This is a genomic window from Algoriphagus sp. CAU 1675 (genome assembly GCF_029222925.1).
GTDB lineage: Bacteria > Bacteroidota > Bacteroidia > Cytophagales > Cyclobacteriaceae > Algoriphagus.
Window position 1 is genome coordinate 27,787 of sequence record NZ_JARHUI010000008.1, and the last position, 19,455, is coordinate 47,241.

The window sequence follows — 19,455 nt, forward strand, 5'->3', positions numbered from 1 at the left end:
ATTTTAGGAAAGCAGAAAAGCTCCTCGCAATGACGCATCCTCAAGGGCTGGCAATGACGAAGAGCTAAACGTCACTGCGAGCGTAGCCTGCGAAGCGTGGCAGTCTTACAATAGAATTTCACCTTTGAAGCAGTTAATCAGTCCTATAGAAAGATTGCTTCGTCGCCAGATTGATCTTGATACTATTTTAGGAAAGCAGAAAAGCTCCTCGCAATGACGCATCCTCAAGGGCTGGCAATGACGAAGAGCTAAACGTCACTGCGAGCGTAGCCTGCGAAGCGTGGCAGTCTTACAATAGAATTTCACCAGTGAATCAGTTACTCGGTCATATAGAAAGATTGCTTCGTCGCCAGATTGATCTTGATACAATTTAAGGAAAGCAGAAAAGCTCCTCGCAATGACGCATCCTCAAGGGCTGGCAATGACGAAGAGCTAAACGTCACTGCGAGCGTAGCCTGCGAAGCGTGGCAGTCTTCAATTTGGTTTCTTGTTTCTTCTAGAAGATTGCTTCGTCGCATAGTTGATCTTAAATATCATTAAAATAACCTTAAATGCTCCTCGCAATGACGCACACTATCCTAAAAACCGTTTCAATCGGAGTGCGTTTTTAAAGCCCAGGTATTTGGTCAGCATCTGGAATTTGGGTCCTCCTATATAGGTCTTTTGAGGAACTCCTAGATTCTGGATCAAACCTTCCGCTTGGGCGATCAAGTCAGGATACTGGGGAAAGCAATCGTAGATAAACTTTTGATAGACCTTTTTCAGGGCAATCCGTACCCGATTGGAATCCTCTTGAGCCAGGGTGGTTCTTTCATAGCTCTGATAGGATGCTAAAAGGGAGTGAAAGGCCTGTTCGGATTTTTGCTGACTTACATTGGAAGGCCCTGGAGTCCGGTAATACACGAGGGAGTCCGGATCATAAATCACCTCCTTGGCATGGAGCAAAACCCTCATAAAAAACTCCCCATCCTGATTGATGCTTAGGGATTCATCCCAAGGACCAGCCTTTTCAATTAATTCTCTGGGCGTCAAATAAGAGGAGATGGCCATCATTTCCTGAAAATTCCAAAACTGGAGCAAGAGATCCAGGCCTGATTCAAAAGATGAAAAGGCCCCATACGAAACTCTATCATAATTATTTATGGAATCCCTAAAGCCCACATAGGAACAGGTAGCTATGCTGGCTTTCCTCTTTCCCTTAAACAAATTGACCTGAGTACTGATTTTATCCGGGGAGAGCAAGTCATCCGCATCCAAAAACTGTATATACTCCCCATTTGAGGCTTGCATCCCCAAATTGGTAGCAGCAGAAACCCCTTGATTGGGAGAATCAATGAGTTGAATCTTAGCTGGAAACTTCTCTTTATATTCTTGAAGAATGTCAAAACTTCCATCCGTACTCCCATCATTGACCAAAACCAATTCAATATGAGGAAAAGTTTGGGCTAAGGCAGAGTCCAGAGTTTCCCGAATAAATTCAGCTTTATTGTAAACAGGGATTATTATAGAAACTAGATAATTCTGAATTCTAAATTCAGAATTCAGAATTTGCCCCTGTCCAAATTGATCCTCACTCATCTTTTAGTCTCTCCTCCCTTGATTAGGTTAAAATATTCCTGAATGGCTCCCTTGTTGATGGCATGACAAACCTGAAAAATTGGAAGAGATTCCTTGGGTGAAAGTGTAAATAGTCGTTTGATGGCGAAACGGTATCTAGCCCAAATAAATTTGATTAGATGTTTTCGAAAGGCCTTGAGATCAGCTTGAAATCTACGAGCATAAGTCCCTCCCAATAGCCTTTTGTATTTATTGACCAAGTCGGAAGTATGGTAACGTGCTGGATGATGCACAATCAAATCAGGGCAATATTCGATTTTATATTTTTGGGAAATCCTACCAGATAATTCGGAATCTCCATTGGATTTTAATTCCGCATTAAACCCTCCAAATTCCTCGATCACGAATTTATAGGAAAACCAATTGGCTGTAATCGCTTTTCCTTCTTTTGCGTAGGCCTCCGTAGTAAATCCCCCTGTATATTTCTCATAGAGTTCAGCCGGAGAAAGCTGATTTGGATCCTTAAAAAACAAAGGAACCGGTCCGGTCAAAACACCGATTTCCATTTCTTTATCCTTTTCAAAAATTTTAAATGCTGTTTCCAACCAATTGAAATTTGGTAAGCAATCGGAATCGATAAAAGCTAAAACTTTACCTTTTGCTTCATGAATTCCTTTATTCCTTGCGGCATAGGAACCAGATCTCTTTTCGGTTAAAACCCTAAGAGAAAAAGGAAATGCATCTTTTAATTGGACTTTATTTTCAGGGTCATTATTAATTACCAAAACCTCGAAATTATCTTCATCAAAAGACTGCTTAGCTAATGCCTCCAAAAGTTTTTCAAGTCTCACCCAATCCTGATAGGTTGGTATAATTACAGAAAAATAAATCAAGATTTATACAGGTTAAATTTTCGCATGCCCCAATGATAAAACAAAGGAATAAACACTGGCCTTGTCAAACTTGTAAACAGTTGGAATCCATGTAAAATGGATTTCCTGAGAAAATGATTTTTAATGGGGTTTGATAAGGCCCTTGCTAAATGATATGAAACAGCCTTTTTTTCAAAATCCTCTAAATCCTTTAATCCGATATTATCAATCCAAACTAATAAAAATCTTAACCTAGATGAAATTGATTCTTCAGTAATTCGATTATTCCTGTGTCTTCTTGCATAGGAAACTGGTCTATTTAAACATCCAGAATAAAACAAAAATTTTCTGGAAATACGATACCATAATTCTGTGTCTTCATGCATATCAAGTCTAATATCAAATAGTTTTTCGGTATCAAAAACAGATTTTCTAATAGTTAAACTGTTGGTATCACAAATAGAAATATCATTATCATGAATAAACTTACTAAAAGAATGGATAGAAATAGGATCAATATTATTCAAAACATCTTCCTTAAAGCCAAAATCAACAATCCTTCCATCAGGATAAAATATTGCTGACGAATTATAACTAATATATACCTCAGGATTTAAAAAATTAATTTTATCACATTCAAATCGATTATCAGCATATAAATCATCCGCATCTAAAAAAGAAATAAATTCGAAATTGGAATATTTAATCCCAAGATTTCTACTTTCTGAGGGACCTCTATTAGAATTATTGGGATGAGTTAATAATTTAACTTTTTTATATTTAGAAGTAAGGTTCCTGCAAATAACTAGGGAAGAATCAGCAGAACCATCCTCGATTAAAATAACTTCAGCAACTTCAACTTGTTTTAAAGCAGATTCAACAGCCTTTTCGACATACTCTACAGCATTAAAAACTGGAATAATAACAGAAACCTTCATGTTTAATCCATAAATTTAAATGAAGATAAACTTTGGGTTTTATTCCTAAAAAATTTTCTATAAAAAGCCACCAAAAAATTATAAAAATACCTAAAAGTTAAAACAGGATCTAAGTAAATTTTATATTTAATAAACATATATTTTAAGGATTCATTAACGAATAAAAAATAATTAAAATCATATTTAGAAACAAAATTAGCCGCAATAAGACGAGATATAAATCTGTTTTTCCAATAAGATTGATCAAAAGAATACGAGATTGAATTAGAATGACTTCTTACAAAAACTAAATCATTTTTAAATACACCAATTTTTAGATTTCCAAATAAGGATTTTAGATGAAAAATCCATTCTTGAGAATTTGGTAAATTTTCTGAAAATGGTTGAAGTGAATTAATTTTAACTTTTTCCCATAAACCAGAAGGTGTAGACCATGCAAGTTTTTCAAGTAAATAATCCTTTTCAGGTTGATCTGAGAGAAATAATTGCGACCACTGAGTATTAATTACTTTGGAAAAATCAGAATTAAAAACAAGAGAATTACAAAAAACCACGTCAAATCCTTTTTGGATTTGACTTAATTGGATCTCAAGAGTTAATGGATCCAACTTATCATCTGAATCTAACCATTTAACAAATTTACCTTTAGCATATTCTAAACCTATTCTTCTACAACTATTTGCACCTATAGTAAAATGAGAAGGTCTTTTATAATATTTAATTCTTGAATCCCTATTTGAATAATTTAAAATTACATTTTCTGAATCATCTGTAGACCCATCATCTATAATTATACATTCCCAATCAATATAGGTCTGTCTAAACAATGAATCTAGAGTTTCACCTATTAAATCTCCCCTGTTATAAATTGGAATAATTACACTAATCATTAGTTTAATAATGGTTTTTGAAAAATGGTTGTTTTAGTAAATCGAAGAGAAGCAATAGTTGGAGAAAAAAAATCAAAAACAATCCAATCTTTATGTTGATTTAAAACATCTTGATAATGTTTACGCTCAGAATTATCCAAAACAATATATCCACCCGGTTTAACTTTTGACAAACATCTATAAAAACAGTAAGGCCTTGCACGACCATCAATAAGTATTAAATCAAAATATTCACTTGAATAATTATCAATAATAGAAACGTAATCTTTAAAATCGAAATGTTTATATTCTTTCATTTGATATGATTTCATTTCAATTTCATTATTAATTTGCAAGGTTGGGACAACTAGATGAAATTCATGCAATCCATTAAATTGAATTTTATTTAATCTTTCTTTTACAAATTGAAACCATGTTTCATCATGCTCTACACTAACTAACTCAGAGACTTTTGACAGAAAAAAAAGTGTAGAACCACCAGTTCCATATTCAAAAACAACAAAAGATTTATTTATTTTATTAATTAAAAAATCATATGCCGCATAAGTTATCCAAGGTAATTTAAGAGACAATGGATTATCTTGAAAATAATAATTATGATAGATAAATTTAAAAAAATAGAAAATCTTAATTTTAATATTTTTATTATTAATAAAAGAATTTCTATATTCTTTTAAAAATCTTTTAATTAACAAAAACAAAGTAATCATTTATTTTTTATTACAATAGAATTTAAAATTAAAAATAAATTTTTCTTTAGAAATAAAATAAAAGAATAAAACCACCAATAATAAATTCCATTATGATTTAAATATGGCAGCTGATTAATATTATGAAATTTATAAATGTAGGAATAAAAATAATATCTTCTGAGAAAATTAAATTGATTAATAGAAATAAGATGAGTCTTAATATTATTTCTTAATTTAATCCAATTAAAGATTCTTATATTTTTTAATTCAATGGAAGTACTTATAGAATTAACCTGCTTATAGATAATAGAGGAAAATTCCATACAATAACCAATATTAGAATTAATCTTTAAAAGTCTAAACATTAAATCATATTCTTGACTTGAAAATAAAGACTCATCCCATCCACCAACTTTTAAAAGAAATTTTTTATTCCATAAATTGGCAACAGTATTACCCAATCTACTTTTAATTAATCCAACCCATGGATCTTTAAAATAAAAAATTTTTTTTTGACGATTTTTTAAATCCACAAAAATAGAATTTCCAACAATAAAGCAAAAATCATCATTAATCAAAGGAACTTGAGAGGCCAATTTAAAAGGAAGCAATTCATCATCTGAGTCCAAAAATTGAATCCAATCACATGAAGAATACATAATTCCCAAATTTCTAGATGCACAGGCACCTTTATTTTTCATCCCAGGATGATGATAGAGATTAATGTTTAAATAACTATTGACAAAATCCATAGCGATATTAATTGATTCATCAGAAGAACCATCATTAATCAAAAGAATTTCGGAAACAAAATCATTTTTTAAAACAGAATTAATTGCTCTAGCTAAGGTTTTTTCAGAATTAAAAAAAGGTATAATAACAGAAATCATAAACAGTAAAGGTTTTTAAAAATATAAGAATTAAATAACCTATAAATTATAGATTTAAAAAAAATGATAATTTGATTCCACTTACCATCCCTAATAGTTAAAAAAAATAATTTAAAGAAAAACGGAAAAGATAAATTTGAATATTGTATGATTTTTAAATACCAGTTGACAAAATATTCTTTTTCAAGAGGTCCCCAAACATCCTTTTCCTTAAAATAATTTGCCAAATTTAAAAAAATAGGAAAATCGGAATTAATTTGGTCTTTAGGACTCAATTTTTTATAATTAGAAAATATAGAATTATCATCATATCTTCTTATAACATGAACTTCATCAATGAAACCAATTTTAGGATTATTTATCAATAATTTAGCAAAATATTCACTTTCTTGATTCCTCCTTAAATCTTCATTAAATAGAAAATCATTTAAAAGAATAAATTTTCTTTTAAAAAGTGGAGTCGAGGTTGAAAACCAAAAATCACCAGTCAAAAATTTAATTGGCCTAATATGACTGTTAAATTCATCAATGAAATAAAATTTTTTTTCAGGCAATTTATTGTTTTCATTGGCTAGCTTAGACAAAACCAAATCTGAATTTAATTCTAATATTATTTTAAGTTGATTCTCAATTTTCTTTGAAGTAAATAAGTCATCAGAATCTAACCAATTTATAAATTCACCTTTTGATAACTCAAAGGCAAAATTTCTAGCTGCATTACCCCCCTTTTTCCTATAATCTGGCCTTTTATATACCTTAATTCGATAATCCTTTCTGGAATATTCATTAAGGATTTCCCAAGAATTATCAGTACTATGATCATCTACAATTATGCACTCCCAATTTGTATAAGACTGATTAATAACTGAATTCAAAGTTTCTCTTAAATATTTTCCCTTATTAAAATTAGGTATTAAAATAGAAACCAAAGGAGATTTATTCATGTTTTTTTAAAACTAAAGTGTAGCCTGTTTTTTCTAAAAAGAAAAAACTATTTTTACTTAACCTGGAAAAAATTAATTCAAAAAATTTATTTATTAAGTTTGATCTTTTGAAGTTAACAAAATTAAATCTATCATAGTTATTTCTATATCTAAACTTTAACTCTATAACTTCATATCTAGTAGAAATAGATTTTCTAGAAGGATTGGCCCCCTTTAACATACATAAATATTTTTGAAATACTTTTGGATTATATGGTTTTATGTGTGACAAATCATTGTAAAAGCCCTCCCAAAAAAGAGGAGTAGATATGACTAAATATCCTCCACTATTCAAAGTTCTATCAAGTTCCTTCAAAAAATCATATAATTCATTTGGATACAAATGCTCAACAATATGACTACAATGAATTAAATCAAATTTATTATCTTCAAAAGGTATTTTTGGGATCCTTCCAAAATATACATTTTTATAATTCTTCTTTAATATTTCAACTGTATCTTCATTTCCATCAAGAAGATAAAAATCGTTTCTTCCACAAAATTTTGAAAAGGATCCATTGCCAGGACCTACATCTAAAACTTTAGAACCACTCTTAATATATTTAAAAGCTATTTCAAAAAAAGGCTCTCGGCTATGAGTAATATACTTTTTATCAACCATCATTTTTCTCCCAAATTGCAGGGTTTATTACAGGATAATTATTAAAAGTACATATAGGACCATTATCAATAATTCTTCCTGCCTTAACTTCGATTCTTTTATATTTTCGATGAAAATCATAAGACATTCCTTTTGACCCTAACCACAAATTAATATAGTAAATTCCATTAACTAATGGTAATTTTTCTATTCTAACTTTAATTTGGTTTTTCCCTTTGGACAACTTAAAAATTTCACCCATATGTCCAGAGTAATATTGTAGAGCAGGTGTTCCATCTAATGTTGAAAATGAAACTGAAAACTCTACATTTTTCCCCTTTAATTTATTAAATACACCAAATAATAAATCAATTTTACCTCCAGTTATGAATTCACCTGAAAAATTAACAAATTCTATATAAATTTCTTTTCCTTCTTGGCTTGTTATCAATTCATTAAACTTTTTCTCACTTTCAATTTCTCTAATATAATTATCAATTGTTTCATTAATATTACCTTGAAATTCTATATATCCCTTTTCCAAAAGTAATCCTGACTTGCATAAATTTTTCATCATTGCCATATTATGACTTACAAATAATACCGTTCTTCCCTCTTTCTGGCTTACATCCTCCATCTTCCCTAGGCACTTTTGCTGAAACTCATAATCCCCTACCGCTAATACTTCATCGATAATCAATATCTCCGGTTCCAAATGTGCAGCAACCGAAAAACCTAATCGGACACGCATGCCTGAAGAATAATATTTTACTGGTGTATCAATGTATTTCTCTACCCCGGAAAAATCAATAATTTCATCCAGTTTCCGGTCTATTTCCTTTTTGGTCATACCCAAGATAGTTCCGTTCATGTAGATATTTTCTCTACCTGTCAATTCGGGATGAAATCCAGTACCTACCTCTAAAAGGGCAGCAACTCTCCCATGCATTTCAATTCTACCTGAGGTAGGTTCAGTGATCTTGGATAGAATCTTGAGCAAGGTGGATTTGCCCGCTCCATTCTTTCCTATAATTCCAAGCACTTCTCCTTGTTTGACTTCAAAACTCACGTCCTTTAGAGCCCAGTGAACAGACTCCTCTTCGGCCTCAAATTTCCCCAGGCTTTGAATCCTTCGAAAATTTTCAACTGGAGCTTTTAGATTATTCCAAAGCTGCTGAGCAAAGGTATCCGCACGCTTTTCCTGCAAACCTATGCGGTAGCGCTTGGAGAGGTTTTCGACTTTTATGATGGTATCGGACATTTTTAGAGAATTCAGAATTATGAATTCAGAATTATGAATTGATAAATATTAGATTTTAAGTAGTACAAATTTTACGATACGTCAGCAAAGATTCTTTCCATCCACAAGTCCCGATCGGGTTGTTAAACTTTATTATATCGGGACCGCCTCATGGTTTTGCTATGCGACATCTGCGAAAACTCGTTCCATTCGGCGGAAATAAAATAAACCAAAAACGAATAGAAGAACTGCAACTATGGTCCCAGGCCAGATCCATTCCCATGGCATGGGTCTATCTAGGAAGCCTGCCCGGATCCCTTCAATAACTCCAACCATGGGATTGAGAGAATAAGCAAACTGCCATTCCTCTGGTACAGCCGTGGTGCTATAGACCACAGGGGCCCCATACAACAGGAGCTGCACAATAAAGGTCAAGGCATATTTCACATCTCGGTACTGTACAGCCATAGCAGAAAGAATCATTCCGATTCCCAGTGAACACATCAGGAGTTGAAGTAGTAGCAGAGGAAGGAAAACCACTCCCCATCCCGGAAGCACCTGAAAGTAAATGAGCAAACCGAGAAGCACAATAAAGGAAATCCCAAAGTCCAGGAGTTTACTGAATATGGAAGAAAGTGGAAGAATGAGTCTTGGAAAATACACCTTGGTAATCATACCGGCATTGGCCACCAAACTATTGGCAGAATCCGTCAGGGTACCGGAGAAATAAGACCAAGGCCAAAGAGCCAAATAGGAAAATAGAATATAAGGCATGCCATCAGAATCCACCTTAGCCAATCCTCCAAATACCACAGTAAAAACCAAAGTGGTAAATAGAGGTTGGATAATGGCCCAACCAATTCCCAATATGGATTGTGCATAGCGAGCCTTAATTCCTCGAACGGTTAGGAAATAAAGCAAATCCTTGTACCTCCATAATTCCTTAAAATCAACCAGTTTCCAGCCATTAGAGGGCTTTATTATAACTAAATTCAATATTATTAAATAATTAGTAATTATTGCAACAAGATATAAACAAACATAATTAATTCATTTTTATACAGATTAAAAAACTCATCATTATCAACAATAATTGAAAAATTTGTCACCAAATTAAATAATCAAAAACACAAATAAGGTTTAACATTATAAATCAATTCATTATTATAAAAAACAACACCATGTTGATTAAGGTGATACATGTCATAAAAAAGATTTGGATGTAATTTCAAATTATTAAAATCAAACACATCAACTATTTCAAATTTTCTTGACCACGAAGACCTTAACTGTCGAAAATAATCTAAATTTTCATAAGTTCTATACCTATCTGGATGAATTGGAGCAGCAACAAGAATAGTAGGTATTTGCTTTTCGTTAAATTTTTTCAAAATTCGTTCAATTGCTTGAATTTGATTTTGTTTTGGATAAAAATAAATAGGATTAATACTTGGATTATATCCGGATTTTTCAATTTTCCTTTCCACAAATCCACCCTCTATATATTTATCTTTACCTTTAATTAATTCTTCTTCAAAATCATTTTTTGGAAAAAAAAGTCTTTTAATTCCAACAGCTACTAGTGTACTAACAGCATCAAATCTTTTCAAATGAAAAAACTGGTCAATCATTTCTTTATTTACCCCATCATTTGAGCACAAATCGATAAACGACTCAAATCCAGAATCTGTTAGTGAATTAGGTGAAATATCCCAAATTATAAGCTTTGGGTTGATCTTATCAATATATTTCTCCACTAGATACTCTGTCTGAATTGGTGTTTGAGCACTTGTTCCAAAATTAAAAGTTTTAATTCCTAATGTATCAAATGCCCTTGTATCTATCCCTCTATATACCATTGAGGAACCTAGAATTAATACATCTACATTTGTTATTTTATCAACTTCTCTTAATTTAGTCCATGTAAAACTACTCTTACCTTTTAAATCCCTTATTCTTAAAAAGAAACTTTCAGGTTTAACAAGTTCTGTAAAAATAGTTACAAATGGAAAAATCAAGATTGTTATAAAAATGAATAAAAAAAACCTAGTTATAAATTTCTTCATTAGAACTGAAAATAAATAAATTCGATTGGCTCACCAAACACTCCCCAATACACCAACAAATAACATAATCCAGCATAAACTCCATATCGCCATCTCTTTTTGGGTAATACCACTAAAAAGTTAAGCTCTCTCTTTCCCAACCATTCTAGAACAATAAATAAAACTAAGGCGAGCCTAAGGTCATAATTTATAAAGCTATAGTTAGATGGGAAAAAGGGTTGGTTAAAAATTGAGGAAAGATACTGCCATGCATCTCCAACAGTTGGGCTTCTAAAAAAAATCCAAGCCAAGCAGGTTAAACCAAAAGTAAATGAGATTTGGATCAAGGACTTTAAATTTGGTAAAAGACCTTCAATCTCGTGAAAATCTATAGGTTTCTTATTTTTTCTAAGCAAAAAAACGGGAAGGAAATAAAATGCATTCAATCCACCCCAAGCCAAAAAAGTCCAATTAGCACCATGCCAGAAACCGGAGACTAAAAAAATTATAAATATGTTACGGATACTTTGAAGTTTTGTACCTCTCGACCCTCCAAGAGGAATATATACATAATCCTTAAACCATGAAGACAAACTAATATGCCATCTTCTCCAAAATTCCCCTATATCACGACTAAAATACGGAGTTTTAAAATTCGTCATCAGATCAAATCCTAGTAATTTTCCCGTGCCAATAGCAATATCAGAATAACCTGAAAAATCGCCATAAATTTGAAAGGCAAACAATATCGCACCAAAAATTAACTCCAAGCCAGATACATGAGTATAATCCTGAAAAATGGAGTTAACTATATGGGCACAATTGTCTGCAATAACGATCTTTTTAAACAAGCCCCACAAAATCAATTTTAATCCAGTAGTCCCCTGACTATAATCAAAGACCTTCTTCTCAAAAAACTGGGGCAATAAATTGGAAGCGCGTTCGATTGGACCCGCTACCAATTGAGGAAAGAAACTCACATAGGCAAAGAAGGCTATGGGATCCTTTGTAGCTTCCATCTTGCCTCTATACACATCGATGGTGTAGCTGAGGGTCTGGAAGGTGTAGAAACTAATGCCCACCGGTAAAATCAAATTTAGGGTATGGATATTGGCCTGAAATCCCAGCGTTTGGATGAGTTCGGCTGTGGATTCAATAAAGAAGTTGAAGTACTTGAAGAAACCCAGGAGACCGAGGTTGAAGAGAAGACTAATTGTGAGGTAAACCTTTTTTCCGGTCAAGGGTCCACTGTGAATAGATTTTTTTGTCAACGGTCCACGGTCCACGGTCGACAGTTGAACGGTGGATACCTCTGTATTTTGAAATCCAATTTTGGAATTCCTAATTCTGTCAGAAGCAGAATCGGCTCCGCCAGAGCGGACAGGCGTGGACTGTCGTCTGTCGTCTTTTGACATCATGACCCCGCACCAGTAATCCACCGCACTACTCAAGGCTATCAACCCCAAAAACCGCCAATCCCACCAGCCATAGAAGATATAGCTGACAAGGAGGAGAAAGATATTTCTGGCTTTGAGGTTTTTGGAAAAGACATACCAGTACAGTAAAAAGACTGTAGGTAGAAAAATCAAATATTCGTAAGAATTAAAGAGCATTAGATTCTAAAGTCTAATTTTCCTTAGCCAAAAAATTGGTCTCCCTATCCAGTTTCATTTGCTCAGCTCGCACAGGCAAATTGATTTTCAAGCTGAAGATCTGAAATCCCAATCCTTGGAACTGTTTTATCAACTTCTTTTTCTCACCTATGGAATTTGCTTCAAAAATTACCTGAGGATACTTTTCTGATAAATAATCCTTTCCTCCTTTAATCACCCCTTCCTCAAAGCCTTCTGTGTCGATTTTGATCAATTCAGGCTTCAAATCATTGGTTTCTAAAAAACGGTCCAAAGTCTCGACACTTACCTGATAGGATTTAATACTTTCTTTTCTATTGCTAAAGTCGATTTCCTTTATGGAGCCCAACCAGGTTTCCCCTTCCGGAAATACAATCTCCGCTTTTCCTTCTTTCTCTCCCAGAGCAATTCCAAACCACTCTCCTTTTACTTGGTTGAATTCTGCCATTTTCTCAAAGTAGGCCTTGCATTCCGGATTGGGCTCTATGGAAATAGTTCGGATACCTGACTTTAAAAACAGAAGGGAATGAGTTCCATAATTAGCTCCTATATCCATAAAGCAGTTTGGAGGTTTTGAAGAAGCGAGTTCCTCTTCATAAAAGGCTTTGATTTCGTAATCATGCCCCAATACAGATACCGCCGTTTCCCAATCCAGCCAAAGGGAATCCCCATTTAAGGGAATTCGAATTTCTTGCCCTGCAAATTTCAAAATCCAATACCCATCTATATCATAACTATTCCCATCCCTGAAAATCCTACCAAACAGTGCATGAAATATGGATTTCTCGTAATAGGATAATTTATGATAAAGACTATTCAGTCTACTCCTTTTCCTAGGGTCTAAAACAGCTGATTTTACAAAAGATTGGGAAAATCTTCTGAGAGCGGGGAATTTTCCGTTGAGCTTTAAAACGAATTCAAAAAATGTCATTGGATCGGTTGCAGGTTATAAGTTGTGGGTTTTGAAAATTGATAATTGAGAATTATGAATTGGTTCTAAGTTGTAAGTTGTAGGTTGTGGGTTGAGAGTTTGGTCTTCCTTAATGATTACCGCTCCATGGAATTGAGAATTATGAATTGGGTTCCCAAATCCCTCCCGATTCCATCGGGACAAGTTATTCTCTAGTCTCTATTCTCTATTCTCTATTCTCTAATCCCAATTCTCTAATCTCTAGTTTCCTAATCACCAAATCCCAAATCCCCATTCTCCCTCTCAAAATGCAGGATTTCTTCTACAGGTTCTTGCCGGGACAGGAGGCGTTTTTTTAGGGCAAACCCTGATTTTTGGAATAGGTCCAGGACTTCTTCGTAGCTATCTTCCATACCATCTCCTCGATGGTATTCAAGAATATAGGTTTTGGCTTTTCTGATCAGACCGGAGGCTTGGAGGTCTTGGAGGACTTTTCTTTCGGCTCCCTCTATATCCAGTTTGACCAAGTCATAGGCCGCATCCCTCAATAGATCCGATAGACGGATACCGCGAACTTCCAGGCTTTGTCCCTTTTTTTCCTTGGGATAAAGGGAGGAATTGAGCAGGGATTCAGCCGTCCAGAACTCTTCCTTTCCCGCTCTATCGGACAGGGCTGCCTCAATCAATTCTACATCCTGAAACTGGTTTTGGCTCACATTTTTTTTTAAGTAGTCCATTGCCTTTGGCGCCGGCTCTATTACAGCGATCCTGGCATTAGGATAGTTCATCTTAAAGTAGCAGACAGCTAGCCCTATATTGGCTCCTGCATCCAGGATTCGGGGAGTGTCTGTTTCTGATGAAAATCTATAGACCTCGGAAACAAAGATTTCCTGAAAGAGGAAAAACAGAGTCTTGGGGCTATCTGACGTGAGTTTATAGTTCCACAGCCTTTGGGTCAATTCCCGATTGGGCCGAAACTTACCTTTCCAATAAAGCGCAACTTGAACTCTAAAGAGTTCCCAGCGATCGCCTAGCTTCCTATAGCCCGGATGCCTGAAGGAAAGCACTGCAAATTCCCTGACTTTCCCGATGAAGCGCAAGAGGCCCAAGGCAGTTAGTTAGAAAGCTTGAAGTGGTAGACAGGAACAGGGATGGGCAGTGCTCCCAGGCTCTTTTTCCATTGAACCAATCCTTGATCCGGTTTCCCACTTTTGGAATCCTGAGCTGTTCCCAGGGAAAATCCTTTTTTATCTGCAAATTCTTTTTCCATCAAGTGCGACATCAGCGCATCCAAGGATCTCAATGTTCTTCCTTTGGGGGTTGAGGCTATGTATTGGCAATGGATGGTATCTCCAATCAAGAACAAAAGGCTTCCCGCCAGCAATTCTTCATCCAAACAGGCCACCCATAGGATGATTTCCTTGGGGAATCTTGATTTCAAGAGTTGGATTTCCTCCAAACTATGGACTGGTGAGGTAGCATGTCTTTCACGAAGACAGGGAATGAGTACTTCCTGCCAAAAGTCACTCAGTTCGCTAGCTGGACGAATCTCCACTCCATTTTTGAATGCCTTTCTGGCTCCCCATCTTTTGCCCCTATCCTGAATTTTGATAGGCAAGGGCGTATAGTAAAACTCATTGACTTGACTGATTTCCCCTCCTATTTCAGCAAGATAGTGGTGGTATGGGTTTTGGGTTTCTGTACAGAAAAACGAGGGTACCGTTTTGACAGCAAGTTCCTTGACTCCCCTTTTTCTCAATTCCTCCAGACTCGCTTCTAGGATTTCTTTCTTCTCTTCCCCATTTAGACCCCTTTTGAAGATCCAGCCCGCATAGGTCAAGCCCCTATGGGAATAAAGCTTTTCCTCCTCTCCTTCCAAGGGCAAAAGAGCCAGGGGCTGCTCGTCTTTCATACATAAAAAGGACTGATCCCTGAAGCGATCCGAGTGGTATTCCATAAAGCCCCTTTGATGCAGAAAAGTCCCGTTGGAGCTTTCCCTGACCAGTTTGTCCCACAGTTCCCGAAGTTCGGCTTGGTAGGGATGGATGGAAATGTGGGAAGGCATTGGTACGGTTCTGAGTTGTAGGTTGGGAGAATTGAGAATTAGGAATTAGGAATTAGGAATTATGAATTGGTTGTAGGTTGTAGGTTTTGAGAATTGATAATTGAAAATTGATAATTGAGAATTATGAATTCTGAATTCAGAATTATGAATTGGATTCCTAAGTCCCTCCCGATTCCATCGGGACAAGTTATTCTCTATTCTCTATTCCCTAATCTCTAGTCTCTATTCCCTAATCCCTAATCCCTCCTGATTCCATCGGGACAAGTTATTCCCTTCGTTTCACTCGGTAAATTCGTGGTTTAGTTAAAAGGGGATGTTTTTTTCCTTAGCCACCTGTCTTGAAAACTCTAATCGCTTTTGGATCTTTTACTTTTTGCTGTCAAAAAGGGACTGAGCGATCAGACAATTTCCAGTGGAAATTGACCGCGAAGGGCCAGGATGCGCGTAGGAAAAACTTTCGGCCCCGGTCTTTTCTTCCATCCTGCCAAGATTGTTCAAATTCCTCTGTTTCGTTTAGGATGGATTTTTTCTCCTTCTTCATGCCTAAAAATGGCTGGATCACCGAGGCAAGCTCGGTGCTAAGCCATTTTATTAACGGCTTTCCGAAACTCGAAAAAACCGAAAATCCCGAAGGGCCTGTGGTCCCAGAGAAGGAATGAGGAATTAGGAATGATGAATTGAGAATTAGGAATGATGAATTGGTTCTAGGTTCTACGTTGTGAGTTGTGGGTTTTGAGAATTGATAATTGAAAATTGAGAATTATGAATTCAGAATTCAGAATTATGAATTGGTTTCCCTAATCTCTATTCTCTATTCCCTAATCCCTAATCTCTAGTCTCTAGTCTCTATTCCCCAATCCCTAATCCCTAATCCCTAGTCCCTAACCCAAAACTCCTCTTCTGGCATACTGCTTCTTTCTGTAGTACAGGAACCAGGTGATGAGTGATAAAATTAGGAGTAAGATCAGATAAACCGGGGTGGAAATGAGGGTTGCGAAATGCAGGGCCCATTTCTGGATTTCCAGGGATTTGAGATTTCCCCCTCCTGAAGCCATCCATTCCCTGAGTTGCGCAGAGTTGAGGGGCAGCCAGGCTAAGGAGATCCCTATTGCCAGGATGCTTGTGAGTATGAGGTCTTTGTTGTTCCAGTGGTAGCGCTTGAGGGCCTTGAGTAAAATCACCACCCAGAGGGGAACCAAGGCCGCGAGTGCTGCAGATTTGAAAAAGGGAATCAAAAGCAGTCCCAAAAGCAGGGTGAAGCAAACAGCCCATCCCAGTTTCCCCAATTCCTCAAGAAATCTATGCATGAATAGTCCTGTGAAGAGGACCGCAATTCCCCAGTGCAGGCAGGTTTCCAGGAGAAAGTCTCCCGGATGTCGGAATACTCCCTGTCCGGATTCCCGCAGGAGGCGGAAAACTCCTAAGCCGGTATTGTCTCCAGAAAGCATCACCAAGACCAGTAAAATACCCGAAAAGCCCATGATTCCCTTGCTGAGTCGGTCGGTGCGGGTTCTTTTTTTGAGTTGCGGAATGGCTTTTTCCCAGTCTATGGGATTTTGAACTGCAATGCCCACCACCAGGAAAGCTATGGCAAGAAGGGAAAATACATGGAGTAGCTGTTCACCCAGACTTTCAGTTCCCCAGTTCCAGAGGCCCCAACCCAGTACCGCCAAAGCCAAAGGGAGCAAGAGGGCAATGAGCAGGGGAAAAGAGGATTTGGGTCTTTCTCCCTCATATTCGGGGAGTTTGTCTCCCGGAAGGAAGAGCATGAGCAGACCGGAAATCAGCAGCAAGGGAGAGACAAAGGTTCCGATGACGGAGAGCATGCCCAGCTTGAATTTTTCGTAGCGCAGGAAATAGTTTACCTGCCCCATTCCCAGGGCAAAAGCCAGGAGATCCGGGCTAAAGGGGTGGTACCAGATGGACTTGAGCCAGGCGTAATTGGCAAAGAGCAACACAAATCCCAGGCTGAGCACTGAATTTCTGAGGCGGAGTTTTTTGGCGATCCGGAAATACCAATAAACTGCCAAAGCAAGGTAAATGACCTGCCAGATGATCATTCCGTTGCGTAATCCCTCATTGTCCTTTACAATGTGAAAAGCCGAAAAAGAGAGGTTGAGCAGGGCAAAGGGAAGGATGCGTGTGAGTTGGACCAGATTGTAACCTCCTTCTTCCATGTCATAGAGGAAATTGCGTCCTACCTCTCTATAGAATATCCCATCCTCAATAGCCCCCTCATTGACAGGAATCTTTTCCCCGTTGATCTGGAGGAAAACGATTACTGCTAGAATGGAGAGGAGAAAAATAGTGCGCATGAAAACGGATTTGGGTTGAGAGAATTAGGAATTAGGAATGATGAATGATGAATTGAGAATTGAGAATTAGGAATGATGAATGATGAATTGAGAATTGAGAATTTGTTCTAGGTTTTGGGTTGAGCGTTTATCCCAATAGTCATCGGGGATAAGTTTAAAGTTGAGAGTTTAAAGTGGTCCTGACTGTAGACTGCCTACTGCATACTGTTAACTGTTCTTGGTTTTGAGAATTGAGAATTTGTTCTAGGTTGTGAGTTGTAGGTTGTGGGTTGTAGGTTTTAGGTTGTGAGTTGTGAGTTGTGAGTTGTGAGTTTTGAGAATTGAAAATTGAAAATTGAGAATTATGAATTCAGAATTATGAATTGGATTCCTAAGTCCCTAGTCTCTAATCCCTAATCTCTAATCCCTAATCCCTGATCCCTCCCGATTACATCGGGACAAGTTATTCCATCATTCCAAAATCAATTTCCATACACAAGAATCCCATTCAGATCCCCGGGATCGGAGTCGAGGAGTTCTACTTGTACTTTTCGCTTGAGTTTTTCATGGGTTTTATCCATCAGGAAGCGTAGGTATTCCTCATCCAGGTCTTTTCCGATGAGCGTGACCTGAATGGTTCCTGAATCAATCCCTCTGGCATAATCCCCGGTGATGATTGCCTTTTCCACATTTCCCATGCGTTTGACGATCTTTTCCATGAGTTCGTCCAAACCGAGGAACTTACTGACCATTCCCTTGATCTCCTCAAAGAAGGGATGTTTTTCATTGGCCATATAGACCTTTGTTTTTCCTTCATCTTCAGAAACCAAAAGCCCTGCCTCGGTAAGTCTATTGAGTTCCACACGTACCGAATTGGTCGATTCCTCGAATTCCTTGGCCAATGCCCGCAGGTATCCCGAATTCCTATGGGAAAAGAATTTGAGTAGGAGTTTGATGCGGGTTTTGGAGGTTACTAGGGATTCTAGCAAAAGAAATTAGGAATTTAGAATTAGGAATTAGGAATTATAGAGCCTACTTAGAAAGATTCTCTCTACTACTTTTGACAATAGAATTAAGGATTGCAATGATTTCATTAATTTCTGATTTTAGAAATTCAAAGTCTTGATCCTTTCCTACCAAATCTTCTCTATCTAAAATGGTTATCCAGTATTTCGATTCTCTGGCCTCCTTTGACGCAATTGTCATTTTTGCAATAAAATCTAATTTGGAATGTGCAGCCTGGGCTTCTTCCACATTGGCACCAATAGAAGTAGTGGCCCCTATAAATTGATCAGAAAGACGGAAATGCCCATTTTTTCTCAAATGCAGATATACATTGACGGCTTTTTGAGCAAATGCAAGGGTTTTGTCAACAATTTGATTGGCCATAAAAAAACTGATTTAAAAAATTCATCATTATCAATTCATCATTCTTCACTTAAATAAAGCTTCGCCCTTTCAGTCCCAGGTGGACTTAGCGGGATGAGTTAAAAAATTACTCGACGAGTAACAAATTTACTCGGAGATTTGACTTTTGCAATTTTTTGTAAATAAAATGAAGGGATTTGGTTATGGGTTGTGGGTTGAGGGTTGGAAGTTATAGGTTGTAGGTTTTGAGAATTGAGAATTGGGAATTTGTTCTAGGTTCTAAGTTGTAGGTTTTGGGTTGAGAGTTTATTCCAATATTCATCGGGGATAAGTTTAAAGTTGAGAGTTTAAAGTGGTTGTCGGTGCCTGAAATAAGTTGACCGTTTTTGTCTGAAAAAACTTAGATAAAAAATGGCAAGACGAGAACAATTTACGATGAGTGAATCGGAGCGTAGAGTTCGCAGATTCAGTGACAATTT

At 36.3% G+C, this 19,455-nt stretch carries 19 protein-coding genes; 1 reads left to right on the forward strand and 18 read right to left on the reverse strand.

Going from position 1 to position 19,455, the window contains the following annotated elements; all coding sequences use genetic code 11:
* Positions 1-573 precede the first annotated feature (573 nt).
* From P2G54_RS16195 to P2G54_RS16250, 12 genes are all read right to left on the reverse strand, one after another.
* Positions 574-1,578 (reverse strand): glycosyltransferase family A protein, encoded by a 1,005-nt coding sequence (locus P2G54_RS16195; protein WP_275872605.1) that lies wholly within the window; start codon positions 1,576-1,578, stop codon positions 574-576.
* On the reverse strand, positions 1,575-2,450 hold the full coding sequence (locus P2G54_RS16200; RefSeq protein WP_275872606.1) for a glycosyltransferase family 2 protein: 876 nt from the start codon (positions 2,448-2,450) through the stop codon (positions 1,575-1,577). Before P2G54_RS16200 ends, P2G54_RS16195 begins: the two co-directional genes overlap by 4 nt.
* Complete coding sequence (locus P2G54_RS16205) at positions 2,447-3,367, reverse strand: glycosyltransferase family 2 protein (protein WP_275872607.1); 921 nt, start codon at positions 3,365-3,367, stop codon at positions 2,447-2,449. Before P2G54_RS16205 ends, P2G54_RS16200 begins: the two co-directional genes overlap by 4 nt.
* Before the next feature lie 2 nt (positions 3,368-3,369).
* Positions 3,370-4,257: a glycosyltransferase family 2 protein gene (locus tag P2G54_RS16210; RefSeq protein ID WP_275872608.1), complete on the reverse strand. Its 888-nt coding sequence runs from the start codon at positions 4,255-4,257 to the stop codon at positions 3,370-3,372.
* Positions 4,257-4,967: a hypothetical protein gene (locus P2G54_RS16215; RefSeq protein WP_275872609.1), complete on the reverse strand. Its 711-nt coding sequence runs from the start codon at positions 4,965-4,967 to the stop codon at positions 4,257-4,259. Before P2G54_RS16215 ends, P2G54_RS16210 begins: the two co-directional genes overlap by 1 nt.
* Entirely contained in the window at positions 4,964-5,839 is an 876-nt protein-coding gene (locus tag P2G54_RS16220; RefSeq protein ID WP_275872610.1) for a glycosyltransferase family 2 protein, read from the reverse strand. Before P2G54_RS16220 ends, P2G54_RS16215 begins: the two co-directional genes overlap by 4 nt.
* A complete protein-coding gene (locus tag P2G54_RS16225; RefSeq protein WP_275872611.1) occupies positions 5,836-6,783 on the reverse strand; it encodes a glycosyltransferase family 2 protein in 948 nt (315 codons plus the stop codon). The genes P2G54_RS16220 and P2G54_RS16225 overlap by 4 nt, the downstream gene beginning before the upstream one ends.
* Complete coding sequence (locus P2G54_RS16230) at positions 6,776-7,447, reverse strand: class I SAM-dependent methyltransferase (protein WP_275872612.1); 672 nt, start codon at positions 7,445-7,447, stop codon at positions 6,776-6,778. Before P2G54_RS16230 ends, P2G54_RS16225 begins: the two co-directional genes overlap by 8 nt.
* Complete coding sequence (locus tag P2G54_RS16235; protein ID WP_275872613.1) at positions 7,437-8,684, reverse strand: ABC transporter ATP-binding protein; 1,248 nt, start codon at positions 8,682-8,684, stop codon at positions 7,437-7,439. The genes P2G54_RS16230 and P2G54_RS16235 overlap by 11 nt, the downstream gene beginning before the upstream one ends.
* A 159-nt stretch (positions 8,685-8,843) precedes the next feature.
* Positions 8,844-9,659, reverse strand: coding sequence for an ABC transporter permease (locus P2G54_RS16240; RefSeq protein WP_275872614.1), 816 nt, complete (start codon positions 9,657-9,659; stop codon positions 8,844-8,846).
* Between the two features lie 125 nt (positions 9,660-9,784).
* Complete coding sequence (locus tag P2G54_RS16245) at positions 9,785-10,729, reverse strand: hypothetical protein (RefSeq protein WP_275872615.1); 945 nt, start codon at positions 10,727-10,729, stop codon at positions 9,785-9,787.
* Positions 10,729-11,727, reverse strand: a complete 999-nt coding sequence (locus P2G54_RS16250) for an MBOAT family O-acyltransferase (RefSeq protein ID WP_275872616.1) — start codon at positions 11,725-11,727, stop codon at positions 10,729-10,731. The genes P2G54_RS16245 and P2G54_RS16250 overlap by 1 nt, the downstream gene beginning before the upstream one ends.
* Before the next feature lie 84 nt (positions 11,728-11,811).
* Between P2G54_RS16250 and P2G54_RS16255 the strand changes: the two genes are divergently transcribed.
* Positions 11,812-12,120, forward strand: a complete 309-nt coding sequence (locus tag P2G54_RS16255; RefSeq protein WP_275872617.1) for a hypothetical protein — start codon at positions 11,812-11,814, stop codon at positions 12,118-12,120.
* Between the two features lie 214 nt (positions 12,121-12,334).
* Here P2G54_RS16255 and P2G54_RS16260 read toward each other — a convergent pair whose 3' ends face one another.
* The 6 genes from P2G54_RS16260 to P2G54_RS16285 all read right to left on the reverse strand — a co-directional run bounded on the left by P2G54_RS16260 (position 12,335) and on the right by P2G54_RS16285 (position 18,997).
* Entirely contained in the window at positions 12,335-13,270 is a 936-nt protein-coding gene (locus P2G54_RS16260; protein WP_275872618.1) for an FkbM family methyltransferase, read from the reverse strand.
* Positions 13,271-13,518: 248 nt separating this feature from the next.
* Positions 13,519-14,358 carry an FkbM family methyltransferase gene (locus P2G54_RS16265; protein WP_275872619.1) on the reverse strand — a complete coding sequence of 280 codons (840 nt, stop codon included), beginning with the start codon at positions 14,356-14,358 and terminating at the stop codon, positions 13,519-13,521.
* Between the two features lie 5 nt (positions 14,359-14,363).
* Positions 14,364-15,314, reverse strand: a complete 951-nt coding sequence (locus P2G54_RS16270) for a GNAT family N-acetyltransferase (RefSeq protein ID WP_275872620.1) — start codon at positions 15,312-15,314, stop codon at positions 14,364-14,366.
* A gap of 881 nt (positions 15,315-16,195) precedes the next feature.
* The gene (locus tag P2G54_RS16275) at positions 16,196-17,629 is read right to left on the reverse strand and encodes a hypothetical protein (protein ID WP_275872621.1); all 1,434 of its coding nucleotides are present in this window, start codon (positions 17,627-17,629) and stop codon (positions 16,196-16,198) included.
* Positions 17,630-18,090: 461 nt separating this feature from the next.
* Positions 18,091-18,597: a winged helix-turn-helix domain-containing protein gene (locus P2G54_RS16280; protein WP_275872622.1), complete on the reverse strand. Its 507-nt coding sequence runs from the start codon at positions 18,595-18,597 to the stop codon at positions 18,091-18,093.
* Between the two features lie 43 nt (positions 18,598-18,640).
* Positions 18,641-18,997: a four helix bundle protein gene (locus P2G54_RS16285; RefSeq protein ID WP_275872623.1), complete on the reverse strand. Its 357-nt coding sequence runs from the start codon at positions 18,995-18,997 to the stop codon at positions 18,641-18,643.
* Positions 18,998-19,455 lie beyond the last annotated feature (458 nt).

Bases quoted from the DNA above. Each gene is read 5' to 3' on its own strand.
- P2G54_RS16195 (WP_275872605.1), bottom strand. From the start codon at position 1,578: ATGAGTGAGGATCAATTTGGACAGGGGCAAATTCTGAATTCTGAATTT.
- P2G54_RS16205 (WP_275872607.1), bottom strand. From the start codon at position 3,367: ATGAAGGTTTCTGTTATTATTCCAGTTTTTAATGCTGTAGAGTATGTC.
- P2G54_RS16210 (WP_275872608.1), bottom strand. From the start codon at position 4,257: ATGATTAGTGTAATTATTCCAATTTATAACAGGGGAGATTTAATAGGT.
- P2G54_RS16215 (WP_275872609.1), bottom strand. From the start codon at position 4,967: ATGATTACTTTGTTTTTGTTAATTAAAAGATTTTTAAAAGAATATAGA.
- P2G54_RS16220 (WP_275872610.1), bottom strand. From the start codon at position 5,839: ATGATTTCTGTTATTATACCTTTTTTTAATTCTGAAAAAACCTTAGCT.
- P2G54_RS16225 (WP_275872611.1), bottom strand. From the start codon at position 6,783: ATGAATAAATCTCCTTTGGTTTCTATTTTAATACCTAATTTTAATAAG.
- P2G54_RS16230 (WP_275872612.1), bottom strand. From the start codon at position 7,447: ATGATGGTTGATAAAAAGTATATTACTCATAGCCGAGAGCCTTTTTTT.
- P2G54_RS16235 (WP_275872613.1), bottom strand. From the start codon at position 8,684: ATGTCCGATACCATCATAAAAGTCGAAAACCTCTCCAAGCGCTACCGC.
- P2G54_RS16245 (WP_275872615.1), bottom strand. From the start codon at position 10,729: ATGAAGAAATTTATAACTAGGTTTTTTTTATTCATTTTTATAACAATC.
- P2G54_RS16250 (WP_275872616.1), bottom strand. From the start codon at position 11,727: ATGGAAGCTACAAAGGATCCCATAGCCTTCTTTGCCTATGTGAGTTTC.
- P2G54_RS16255 (WP_275872617.1), top strand. From the start codon at position 11,812: ATGGATATTGGCCTGAAATCCCAGCGTTTGGATGAGTTCGGCTGTGGA.
- P2G54_RS16260 (WP_275872618.1), bottom strand. From the start codon at position 13,270: ATGACATTTTTTGAATTCGTTTTAAAGCTCAACGGAAAATTCCCCGCT.
- P2G54_RS16270 (WP_275872620.1), bottom strand. From the start codon at position 15,314: ATGCCTTCCCACATTTCCATCCATCCCTACCAAGCCGAACTTCGGGAA.
- P2G54_RS16275 (WP_275872621.1), bottom strand. From the start codon at position 17,629: ATGCGCACTATTTTTCTCCTCTCCATTCTAGCAGTAATCGTTTTCCTC.
- P2G54_RS16285 (WP_275872623.1), bottom strand. From the start codon at position 18,997: ATGGCCAATCAAATTGTTGACAAAACCCTTGCATTTGCTCAAAAAGCC.